General features: G+C 60.9%; 8 protein-coding genes. All 8 read right to left on the minus strand.

The window, feature by feature from the left end:
• Positions 1-90: 90 nt before the first annotated feature.
• Positions 91-3,042: an autotransporter serine protease gene (locus tag CAG02_RS02010; RefSeq protein ID WP_085709817.1), complete on the minus strand. Its 2,952-nt coding sequence runs from the start codon at positions 3,040-3,042 to the stop codon at positions 91-93.
• A 42-nt stretch (positions 3,043-3,084) separates the two neighbouring features.
• Positions 3,085-4,449: a TolC family outer membrane protein gene (locus CAG02_RS02015; RefSeq protein WP_085709816.1), complete on the minus strand. Its 1,365-nt coding sequence runs from the start codon at positions 4,447-4,449 to the stop codon at positions 3,085-3,087.
• A gap of 2 nt (positions 4,450-4,451) precedes the next feature.
• Positions 4,452-5,801, minus strand: coding sequence for an HlyD family type I secretion periplasmic adaptor subunit (locus CAG02_RS02020; RefSeq protein WP_085709815.1), 1,350 nt, complete (start codon positions 5,799-5,801; stop codon positions 4,452-4,454).
• Positions 5,798-7,585 carry a type I secretion system permease/ATPase gene (locus CAG02_RS02025; protein ID WP_085709814.1) on the minus strand — a complete coding sequence of 596 codons (1,788 nt, stop codon included), beginning with the start codon at positions 7,583-7,585 and terminating at the stop codon, positions 5,798-5,800. The genes CAG02_RS02020 and CAG02_RS02025 overlap by 4 nt, the downstream gene beginning before the upstream one ends.
• A gap of 204 nt (positions 7,586-7,789) precedes the next feature.
• Positions 7,790-8,218 carry an AprI/Inh family metalloprotease inhibitor gene (locus CAG02_RS02030; RefSeq protein ID WP_170931555.1) on the minus strand — a complete coding sequence of 143 codons (429 nt, stop codon included), beginning with the start codon at positions 8,216-8,218 and terminating at the stop codon, positions 7,790-7,792.
• Between the two features lie 93 nt (positions 8,219-8,311).
• Positions 8,312-9,775, minus strand: coding sequence for a serralysin family metalloprotease (locus CAG02_RS02035; protein ID WP_085709813.1), 1,464 nt, complete (start codon positions 9,773-9,775; stop codon positions 8,312-8,314).
• 403 nt (positions 9,776-10,178) lie between these two features.
• Entirely contained in the window at positions 10,179-11,264 is a 1,086-nt protein-coding gene (locus CAG02_RS02040; protein ID WP_085709812.1) for a polyamine ABC transporter substrate-binding protein, read from the minus strand.
• 56 nt (positions 11,265-11,320) lie between these two features.
• Positions 11,321-11,665 (minus strand): cupin domain-containing protein, encoded by a 345-nt coding sequence (locus CAG02_RS02045; RefSeq protein ID WP_085709811.1) that lies wholly within the window; start codon positions 11,663-11,665, stop codon positions 11,321-11,323.
• Between the last annotated feature and the right edge of the window lies 1 nt (position 11,666).

Raw genomic sequence — 11,666 nt, forward strand, 5'->3', positions numbered from 1 at the left:
TGCCTCTAGGGACGCTCCGCGTCCAGTGACGCAGAGCGTCACGGGCTGCATTCCCACGCGGGAGCGTGGGAACGATCATCTCTTGATGAGTCAGAACTGCCAGTTCAGGCTCAGGCCGACGCCGTGACTCTTCTCGCGGCTGGCCAGTTGTCCGTTGTAATCAAGGTTTACCCGTACGTCGCGGCTCAGGGCCAGGCTGGCCTGTACCCCCACCAGCGCGGCGTCGCGCACCAGCGGCGAACTTTCGACGCTGTACGGCGCGCTGCCGCTGGCGAAGCGCAAATGCTGTTCGGATTCGATGTCGGTGAGGCTGTGCTGCCAGCCGAGACGGCCACTGACATCGAGTTTCTGCGAGCCCGACAGGTTGATCGTCTTGATCGCCCTGACGCCGAGGGTGCTGAGCACCGCGTCACGCTGGTCGCCGCTGCTTTTCAGCGCGGCAGCGTCGCCCTTCTCGGTGAAACCGTCGCTGTCCAGATGCACGTAGGCCAGATTGGCGAACGGCTCCAGAGCCAGCGGTTGCACGTTCAGCCGGTAGGCTGCCTCGCCGAATACCTGAGTGGTGGTGGCATCGACCTTGGCTTTCTGTTTGGCGCTGACGTCGCCGTATTGCAGGTCCCGTTTCACGTCGGCGCGATGCCAGCTGTAGGCTGCGCCGGTGCTCAAACGCCAGGCGCCGATGTCATGCCCGGCATAGGCGCCGAGGTGGTAGCTGTCGACCTTGGCCGAAGAATGCGTGCCGGAACCCATGCTCAACGAACTGTCGCTGTAACCGGTGACCAGACCGATGCGGGTCTGCTCGTCCAGCGCACCGTCGACACCGGCCAGCAGGCCGCCAATCGAGGTGCTGTAGCCGGCGGTGTCGTGTCGCGAGTCGGTTGTGCCCCAGGCGCCGAGGGCCTTGACCCAGCCGTTGCCTTGGGCGCTGTTCGCGTCTTGCAGGCGTTCGCCGATGGCGTCGCGCAACTGACGGCTGTCGTTGATCAGCACCGAACCGAGGGCTGGGTAGATTTCCCCGCTCAATTGCTGGAAGGCTTGCCGTGCATCACTGGCGGTGGCGGACAACAACAGGCTTTCGTACACGGAGCTGCCAGCGCCCATGCCTTCAACAGCGCTGGCCACGGCCCGCTGGTTCGGCGTCTGGCCAACGCTGGCAAAAGACGTCGCGTTACGCTCGACACTCAGTGTGATCCCGTTACCGGTGGACGCGAGGCTGCCACCGATGAACAGGTAATCCGGCACCACCGCACCGAACTGACCCTGAATGCCGCCCGCCGCTTGCAGAATGTCGTACTGATGACCGAGCAGGCTTTTCGCTTCGGCGGTGCTGAGCAAGGTCGGGCTGTTTTCCAGTGACAGGCTGACGGTGGCACCGCTGATGGTCGCGGTGCCGCCAGCGACGATGCGGTCGCTGGCCGTCGGTGACAGCTCCACCGCGTAGGTCGAGCCCGGTGCGAAGGTCACGTCACCGGCGACGTTCAAGGTGCCGATGGAGTTGCCCGGTGCCACACGACCGCCGCTGTTGGCGGTCAGTGCGCCGATCCGCCCGGAACCGCCGAGGGTGCCGCTGTCATTGACCGTGACCGCCGACGTCAGCGAGCCGTTGACGCTCAGCAGGCCACCATTGACCGTGGTCGGGCCGCGATAGGTGCTGTCGCCGGTCAGGATCAAATGCCCGGCGCCGGACTTGATCAGGCTGCCCTGATACACCCGATTGGCAGCCGCCGCCTCACGGGCCGTGCCGACGGCGTAATCCGTCTGGTCCTGTTGGCTGGCACCGACCGGAACGCCGTTCTGCCAGCCCTTGTCCTGCAGGGTTTGCTGCCAGGCGCTGTGTTCGGCGAGGTCTTCGCCCTGGCGCTGGATCAGTGCCTTGTCGGAGATGTCGTTGCTCCACACATCGCGTTGCCCGGTGGCCAGATTTGCGTCGAACGCGCCGAGCAACTGCCCCGGCCCGCCCATCGCCCGCTTCAGGTTGGCCACACCCCAGCCGACCCGCTCGTTGGGTGCGTCGGTCACCGAGCCGTCGAGTTGGGTGGCGGTAGTCAGCAGCACTTCCAGCGCCTGCTGGTTGTTCATGTACGGGTAACGCTCCATCACCAGTGCCAGGGCGCCAGTGGCATGGGGCGCGGCCATCGAGGTGCCGGACTTGATCCCGTAGCCACCGTCGGGAACGGTGCTGTCGATCTTCGCCCCCGGTGTGGTGATGCACCAGTATTTGGCGATGCCGCACTGGTTGTACTTCTGCTGATTGCTTTGATCCAGCCCCGATACGGCCAGCCAGTGGCCTTCCAGATCCGGCTGAAAATACGGCAGTGCCGAGCGTACGCTGGCGTTGGGGTAGCCGCTGTTGCCGGCACTGAACACGTTGATCACACCACGGCGCGAAACATCGGCGGCGGCATCGAGCCAGGTGCCCTTGTTCCAGTGCTGGGCGTAAGCGGCGTGCAGGTCCGCCAGGGTTCGATAGCTGACATCCGGCGGCTGGCTGCCCCAACTGTTGTTGATCGCCCGTACACCTGCATCGGCCAGCGCGTCGTACGCCGCTTTGAAGTAACGCGGGTCGGGATTGGGGCCGAACAGGAAACTGTCGTTCTTGTTGGTGTTGCCGACGTAGATCTGCGCATTGAACGCCACGCCGTGCATGCCGGTGCCGTCGCGGGAGGCGCCCATGGTGCCGACTACGTGAGTGCCGTGGGAGTCGTTGTTCGGGTTGAGCGTGCCGTTGACACTGAAGGGCGAGCCATCGACGTAGCTGCCGCTGCTCAACACTGGGTGATAACGGTCGCTGGCGAACTCTGGATGGGCCGCGTCGAAACCGGAATCCAGCGCGCCGATCTTCACACCCTTGCCGGTGATGCCGGCGGCGTAGGCCTGATCGGCCTGCATCCGGTCCAGTCCCCAGTCCCGCAGGAACTCGGCGGAACGCCAACTGGCGGCGTCGCCAGGTTTGCCAGACTCCAGGTATTGCGCCTGGGCCTGGCTGACAGAAATTGCGAGCAACAGGGTGCCGACCGATACCGGCTTGAAGCGTACGTCCATGTTCACCACTCGTTTTTGTTGTTTGGTGTAAAAACTACGGTGTTATTGCGTCCGTGGGCCTTGCCCGAATGCTTCGTCCACCCGAGCCAGATCCTGCTCGCTCAAGGTGCCCGCGTAGTAATGCAACTTGGTCCAGGCCATGAGGTAGTCATAGCGTGCCTGGGCCAGATCGCGGCGGGTGGTAAATAGTTGTTGTTCGGCGTTCAGCGCGTCCAGGTTGGTCCGCTCACCGCCGAGAATGCTTTGTTTGGTCGACACCACCAGCGCTTCGGCCGAGGTCAGGGCTTTCTGGTAGGCGCGCAGTTTGTTGACGCCGGACAGACAGGCACTGAACTGGCGACGCAGCTCGATCAGGGTTTCGCGGGTCTTGCCGTCCAGTTCGTATTCCGCCTGCTCCATGTTGCGGCTGGCTTGGCGAGTCGAGGCCGAGACGCCGCCACCGGCGTACAACGGCACGTTGACTTCGATGCCGATGGTGTTGGTGTCGTAGCGCTGGTTATAGGTGTTGCCGCTTTCCGATTCGTTCTGGCGCATCGAGGCGTAGGCACTGACTTTCGGCAGGTGCCCGGCACGGTTGCGCTCCACTTCATAACGGGCCACTTCCACGGCCTGGCGCTGTGACGCCAGGTTCGGGTTGTTGCTGATCGCCAGTTCGTGCCAGGTGTCGTAGTTGGCCGGCATCAACGCAAAGGTCTGGAAGTTCTGGTCCAGGGGCGCCAGGTCAGAGATGTCCACTGCCGGCACACCGACCAGCGCACCCAGTTCACGCAGCGCCGCATCCTGTTCGTTGCGGGCCTCGATTTCCTCGGCAGTCGCCAGCTCATAGCGCGACTCGGCTTCGAGAATGTCGGTCCGTGTGCCTTCGCCCTGCTTGAACATGTGCTCGTTCTGCTGGAACTGCTGCTCGTACGCCTTCTTCTTGGCCTGGGCGATGTCGATCTGATCTTGAGCGAACAAGGCCTTGGTGTAGTTGTCCAGCACCCGCACCAGCAGTTCCTGGCTCTTGCCCCGGAAGTTCTCGTCGGCAAACAGCGACTGCGCCACACCTTTGCGATACGCGGCGTAGGCCTCGTAGTCGAGCAACGGTTGTTGCAGGGTCAGGTTGGAGCCGTAACTGTTGTAGTTGCGGTTTTCAGTAAAATTGCCGCGATCGGTGAGCTGCGTAACCTTCGAGGTGTTGTGGCCCTTGTTGTAGTTGTAACCGACTTTCGGCAACAACCCGGCGCGGCCAATGGCCCGGTTTTCAAGGCCTGCATCGCGTTCCTTGATCGCGCCGAGGAACACCGGGTCGTTGCGTAATGCCTGTTCGTAGATTTCGAACGGCCCCATGGCCGCCACCGCACTGTTGCCCGCGAGCAGCGCGAACGCTGCCGCCAGCATGGAAAGCTTATTCATACAGCCGAACATCCTTATTCTTCAGTCAATGCGGAGCCGGCCCGGTCGAGCAGCGGTTTGAACAGGTAGTTGAGGAGTGAACGTTCGCCCGTGCGCACGAACATTTCCGCCGGCATGCCGGGCTTGATCACCAGGCCGTTGAGCTTCTCCATGGCCTGATCGCTGACACTGCTGCGCAACACGTAATACGGCGCACCGGTTTTCTCATCGACCATCTGGTCGGCGGAAATCAGGCTGACTTCGCCGGGAACGCGCGGGGTCTTGCTCTGGTTGAACGCGGTGAAGAGGATGTCCACCGGCAGGTGCGTGCCGACCTTGTCGATCAGGTTGATCGGCAGGTGCCCTTCCACTTCCAGGCGCGTGCCTTGCGGAACGATCTCCAGCAGGGTCTCGCCCTGACGCACCACGGCACCTTCGGTGTGCACGCCGAGATTGACGGCGATGCCGTCCGAGGTCGCAAGAATCTCGCTGTGTTGCAGGTCGAAACCGGCGGAGGTCAGTTGCTCGGACAGGGTGACGCTTTTCAGTTGCGCGTCGGCCAGTTGGCTGCGGACTTCTTTCTGGTATTCCTCGCCATGCTGTTGCAGTTTCAGGCGCGATTCGAGAATGCCCTGCTCCACCCGGCCGCTTTCGCCGGTGTTCTCGGCCAGTTGCTGCTGCACTTGTGACAGCTGACGCTGGTATTCCATCAAGCGGTTGCGCGGAATGTAGCCGTTGTCCGCCAGCGGTTGCAGGTTGCTCAACTGCTGTTGCAGGGAATCGGCCTGAGCATTGAGATCAGTACGGGCGCGGCGCATGCCAGCCAGTTGCGAAGTGGCGCCTTCGATGCTGGCGCGCAATGCAGCCTGCTCGCGGGAGAACGCTTCACGACGGCTGCTGAACAGTTGCCGCTGACCTTCCAGTACCAGCGCCAGACGCGGGTCCGCGTTGTCGCTCAGCTCTGGCGGAAAGGTCACCTGCTTGAGGTTATCGCGCTCGGCCTGCCAGCGCGCCAGGCTGGCCCAGGCCATACGGTACTGGGCCTGCAGCGATTGCACGTCGGCGGCGACCTGGGTCTGGTCGAGGCGGAACAAGGGCTGGCCCTGCTTCACGATCTCGCCTTCGCGCACCAGGATCCGGCTGACCACACCGCTGCTCATCGACTGCACGGCCTTGCGTTTACCGGATACCACCACCGTGCCTTGCACCGGGATCCCCTGATCCAGCGGCGCCAGTGCCGCCCAGGCAAAGAAACTGCCGGCGCCGGCCAGTGCCAGAATCCAGCCCATGCGGGCGAAGAACTTCGCGTCGCGCTCCGGGCGCTCGGTGATGTAGTCGTGTTCCATGCTGGCTTCGTTTTCTGTGTTCATGCTCGCGCTGCTCATACACCCGAATTCCTTGTCGTGGGCTGGTACTGCCGGCTCATGCTGAGCCCGCCCGGTGCCTGCGCGGTTTTTTCAGTTTGTTGTTGCGGCTGTTGCTGCGGGTTGCCGGACAGTGCCTTGAGCACGTCATGGCTCGGACCGAAGGCTTGCAGGCGACCATCGTTGAGCACCAACAATTTGTCGGCCTGGGCCAGCACGGAAGAACGATGCGTCACCAGCACCACCGTGGTGCCCTGGGCCTTGAGTTGCACGATGGCGCTGGACAATGCCGCTTCGCCGACGGTGTCGAGGTTGGAGTTCGGCTCATCCAGCACCACCAGGCTAGGTGTGCCGTAAATTGCACGCGCCAGGGCCACACGCTGTTTCTGGCCGCCGGACAGACCGCTGCCGTCCTCGCCCAGTTGCGTGTCGTAGCCTTGCGGCATGCGCAGGATCATTTCGTGAACCCCGGCCTGTTGCGCGGCGGCCACGACTTTCTGCGGATCGGTCTCGCTGAAGCGTGCGATGTTCTCGGCGATGGTGCCGCTGAACAGTTCGATGTCCTGCGGCAGGTAGCCGATGTACGGGCCGAGCTGGTCACGGTTCCAGCGATGGATGTCGGCACCATCGAGACGCACTGTGCCGCCGAGGGTCGGCCACACGCCGACCAGCACCCGCGCCAGGGTCGACTTGCCGGAGCCGGAGGCACCCAGCACACCCAGCACTTCACCGGCCGCCAGATTGAAATTGACCATGTGCAAGGTCGCGGCACGTTGCCCGGGCGGGCCGGCACTGACCTGTTCGAAAGTGATCTGGCCTTTCGGTGCCGGCAGTGCCATGGCGTCGTCGCTCGGCGGGAACGATTGCAGCAGGGAATCGAGACGGCGGTAAGCCAGCTTCGCCCCGCTCCACTGTTTCCACACGGCAATCAGCTGATCGATCGGGCTGAGCACGCGGCCCATCAGGATCGAACCGGCGATCATCATCCCGGCGGTCATGTCACCCTTGATCACCAGCAAGGCACCCAGGCCCAGCACCAGCGATTGCAGGCACAGGCGCAAGGTCTTGCTCAGCGAGCTGATGACAGCGCCGGTGTCGCTGGCCTGGTTCTGCAGGCCGAGAAAACGCGAATGCACCTGGAACCAGCGTTTGCGCAGCGAGCCAAGCATGCCCATTGCCTGAATGGTTTCGGCGTTGTGCAGGTGGCTGGTGGCCAACTGGCTGGACTTCTGCGAGAAACCGGCGGCTTCGCCCAGTGGTTTCTTGGTCATGTATTCGTTGAGGCATGCCAGGGCGATCAACAGCAGCGCGCCAGCCGTGGCGAGGACGCCGAGCCAGACGTTGAACAGGTAAATCACAAACAGATAGACCGGGAACCACGGCGCATCGAAGAACGCGAACAGCGCAGGCCCGGTGACGAACTGGCGAATGTGGGTCAGGTCGCCCAGCGACTGGCCAGCGTTGCCCTCGCCCTTGAACAGGTTGCGCTCGAACGCGGCTTGATAGACCCGCAGGTTGAAACGGCGCTCCAGCTGGCTGCCGATACGGATCACGATGAAGCTGCGCACCACCTCCAGCAGGCCGATGAACGCGAAGAACCCCACGACCATCAACGACAGCATCGCCAGCGTGGTTTCATTTTGCGAAGACAGCACTCGGTCATAGACCTGGAGCATATAAATGGAGGGCACCAGCATCAGCACGTTAATCAGTGCGGTAAAGCATCCGACGCTGATCAGAATACTTTTATAGTCACCCAACGCCTTGAATAAGGGAGCGGTGGCCGGGGCCTTCGCCATCTTCATTGATTATTCCTGAAATGATATTCCCCGCCGTGCTTGGCGAGACTTCAATTAATTGCCCGCACCGAGGACGGGACATACACCGTCAGTATTGGCTTACACTTCAATAACAACTTTCGCGATTTAAACTGGCGTCAGCGTTATTGCAGACTCGCTTATAACTGTAACGGGGTGCCTTATATTTAAACTGTGAGTCGGTTCCGGTGATCAGGGCTGTTTGGCAGCTCGTTCGAGTGTAATCACCAGGCCTGACTTCAAAGTGCTCAGATAAAGCCCATCACGTTGTCGGCTGAAGAACTGGATTCTTGAGCCTTCCTTGCCGGTGATCGAAAGCCCGTCCGGGTCGGGAAACCAGCCGATGGCGCTCTCTTGCAGCCACGCGCTCAGGCAATCGGCGCCCTTGCCCAGGGTCTGGTTGGCTTCGAGGTCGATCTGGCAGGTGTTCGACGGTTTGTCTTGCAGCGCCTGCGCTTCGGGAGCGTCATTGCGAGCGGTCAGGGTGGCTTGCCACTGCCCGGCAAATACCGATGGGTCTTCGAGTCTGAGGCTGCTTGCCATGGTTGTTTCTCCAGAAATCATCATCAGCATCGGCAACAGATACGCTGCCGCTTTGCGGGTAAAAGCGAATTGGATCATGGGAAATTTCACTCCGGCGTGTAGCCTTGCTTACCGGCCAAAGTGATGCAAGTAAAGAAAGCGGCGCATCACGCGCCGCTTTCCTTTTTTACATCACGCTACGATGTCGCTGATCGCCGCCTGGCCAACGGTGCTGACCTGGAAGTCCGCCACGCCGTGCCCGGAGAAGTCCACCGACAGCAGGCTGTTGCCGCCCGAGGTGGTCAGGATGGCATCGCCCGCTGCACCGGTGAAAGCGCTGACGAAGTGCAGGCCCGCACCTTTGGTGATACCGGTCAGGTCGATTTTGTCCAGACCGCTGGCAAAGTCGAGGATCTGATCGATCGCACCCGGCTTGGAGTCGGAGCTGGCCGCGAACACGAAGGTGTCCGAACCCGAACCGCCCCACAGCTTGTCGGCACCGCCGCCGCCCCAGATGATGTCGTTGCCGGCACCGCCCTTGAGTTCGTTGGCTGCGCTGTTGCCGATGATCAGGTCGTTGCCCGAACCACCGATGGCGTTCTCGATGGTGACGCCCTTGGCAATGGACACGTTGCCCACCAGGCCGCCAACGTCGGAGAACGAGGCTTCATTGAGGTTGATCTTCTGGTTCTGGGTGAAACCCGAGAAGTCGAAGGTGTCCTTGCCGCCCGCATCCCACACCGAGAACACCAGCTTGTCCGACGATGAAGTCGCGCTGAGGAAATCGCGACCTGCGTTGGAGTTGAAGCCGTAGGTGGTGTCACCGGTACGCGTGGACATGTTCGCGCCGTAGAGCTTCTGGATCGCAGCGATATCGTCCATCAACGGACCCGAAGCATAGGCTTCGACGCCGCCCTTGCTGAAGTTCTGGCTGGTGTTGCTTTCACTCCAGTAACTCATGAGGCTGTAGCCGCGGGTATCTTGCCCGTAGGAAGCATCATTGTAGGTCGGGTTGCCAGTGCCGGCGTTGTAGTCGCCAGGGTGAGACAGGCCCAGGGTGTGGCCGATTTCGTGGGTCAGCGTCTGACGCCCGTAATTGTTCACGCCCGGGTTTTTGTTGACATCGTATCCACTGCCGGTCAGGTACCAGGACTGACCGTCGTAGCCTGGCTCGGTGCCTGGCAGGAAAGCGAATGCCGCTGCGCCTTCCTGACCGCCGCTGTAGTTACCGAAGGTCATGTGGCCGTCGCCACCCTTGGCTGCTTCGGTAAAGGTCACGTTGGCGACATCGGCCCAGGATTGCATGGCGAGCACCGCCTGGGCTTTTTGCAGGGAGCTGAACTGACTGAAACCGGTGACACCCAGGCCGCCGAAGTTGGCCGTCTTGGAGGTCAGAAAGGTGTAGGTCAGTTCGATCTTGCCGCTGCCGTCGAGGTCGTGCCAGGAGGCACCGTCGCGCAGCAGTTGAGTGGCGGCTTGATCCACCGAGAAGGAGGGTTTGCCATTGACCGTGAGGTTGCCGCCACGATCGTACTGATGGCTGAAGCTATTGATCTGGTTGAACGCCGAGCTGGTCGCTGCCAGTGGTTGTGGCGCCGCGTTCAGCTGGAAAGCCTGTTCGGCAGTATCAATAGCATTAGCTTTTACTTTCGACATAAACACACTTCCTTGTTTAGCAATGGAACAGTTTTTGTCCGATAGCGACAACCTCTGGCGAGATTGTCCTATCACTCGCCCAATGAAGGCGTAAGAAACCTGACACAATTTGAAATCTGTCGTCTAGCGATTTTTCGAGATCAAATTGAACTATTCCGGGAAAGTCCCGTAAACAAAGCGCGCGCCGCTGAAAGAATGTTGTAAGTGTGGTGAGTTTGCCTAATTGTCTGACGATTTCTTATTTAAATATTAAATATCGGTAAGTTACTTTTTGTTAGCCGCGTCTCACTTTCCTGCACTTTATTAGTGCGGTGCCAGCGAAGTGACATCAAACAAATAAACATATGCAACGGGCGTCATATGCCTCTGACGGAGCGGGGAAAAACCCGCTCCTTCAGTTTTTTCAGCTACCGGTACGAATCTTGTTCCAGATGCGCGTGCGGATCCGGTCGATGTTCAGCGGCATGGCTTCGAGGGCAAACAATTTGCCCATCATTTCCGGGCTCGGATACACCTTGGTGTCGTTCTTGATGGCCGGGTCGATCAGGCTGTCGGCCTGTTCATTGCCATTGGCGTAATGCACGTAGTTGCTGATGCCGGCCATGACGTCGGGCTGCAGCAGGTAGTTCATGAAGGCGTAACCGGCCTTGGCATCCGGGGCGTCGGCGGGCATGGCGACCATGTCGAACCAGATCGCCGCGCCTTCCTTGGGAATCGCATAGCCGATATCGACGCCGTTCTTCGCCTCTTTGGCGCGGTTTTCCGCCTGCAGGATGTCGCCGGAGAAACCGACCGCTACGCAGATATCGCCGTTGGCCAGGTCGCTGGTGTACTTCGAGGAATGGAAGTAGCTGACATACGGCCGCACTTTCATCAGCAGCGCTTCGGCCTTCTTGTAGTCCTCGGGGTTCTTGCTGTGATGCGGCAGCCCCAGGTAGTTCAGCGCTGCCGGCAGCAGTTCCGGGCCGTTGTCGAGGATCGCCACGCCGCACTTCTGCAGCTTTTCCATGTATTCGGGCTTGAAGATCAGATCCCAGGAATCCACCGGTGCGTTATCGCCCAGTACGGCCTTGACCTTGGCGACGTTGTAACCGATGCCGGTGCTGCCCCACAGATACGGAAAACCGTGTTCGTTGCCCGGATCGTTGGTCTGCAAGGCCTTGAGCAATACCGGATTGAGGTTCTTCCAGTTCGGCAACTGGCTCTTGTCGAGCTTCATCAGCGCCCCGCCCTGAATCTGCCGCGCCATGAAATGGTTGGACGGAAACACTACGTCGTAACCGGACTTTCCGGTCATTAACTTGCCGTCGAGGGTTTCGTTGCTGTCGTAGACGTCGTAAGTGACGCCGAGACCGGTGGCCTTTTCAAAGTTTTTCGCGGTGTCCGGCGCAATGTAATCGGACCAGTTGTAGACCTTGACCGTTTCCGCTGCCTGAGCAAGGGAAGCGGCGAGCATCAAGGGGGCGAGAGCGAGGGTCTTTCGGATCATGGATCGATTCCTGTATTGGCTATTGTTGTTGGCAGGCAATCAAAAGGATCAAGCAATCAGAAAATCAGGACGTAGGTCTTGCGCACGGTCTCCTGGATGTCCCAGATGCCGAGCGTGTTGGCCGGCAACATCAGTGCGTCGCCCCCTTGTATGTGCAGGGTTTCGCCGCCATCGTCCGGGGTGAACGTGCAGCGACCGGAAATGAAGTGGCAGAACTCCTGGGCGGTGATCTGCCGCCGCCAGCGCCCGGGGGTGCATTCCCAGACGCCGGTTTCGACGCCGTCGTCGCGCTCGACGCTGGTGGTCGATGCCACCGCGACCGGCGTGCCGAGCGGCACGGCCACCGGGTTGGATTCGTCCAGTTGCAGCGTGGCGGTATTCTTGAATTGGGTGATGCTCATG

The organism is Pseudomonas sp. R43(2017), assembly GCF_002112345.1.
GTDB lineage: Bacteria > Pseudomonadota > Gammaproteobacteria > Pseudomonadales > Pseudomonadaceae > Aquipseudomonas > Aquipseudomonas kribbensis.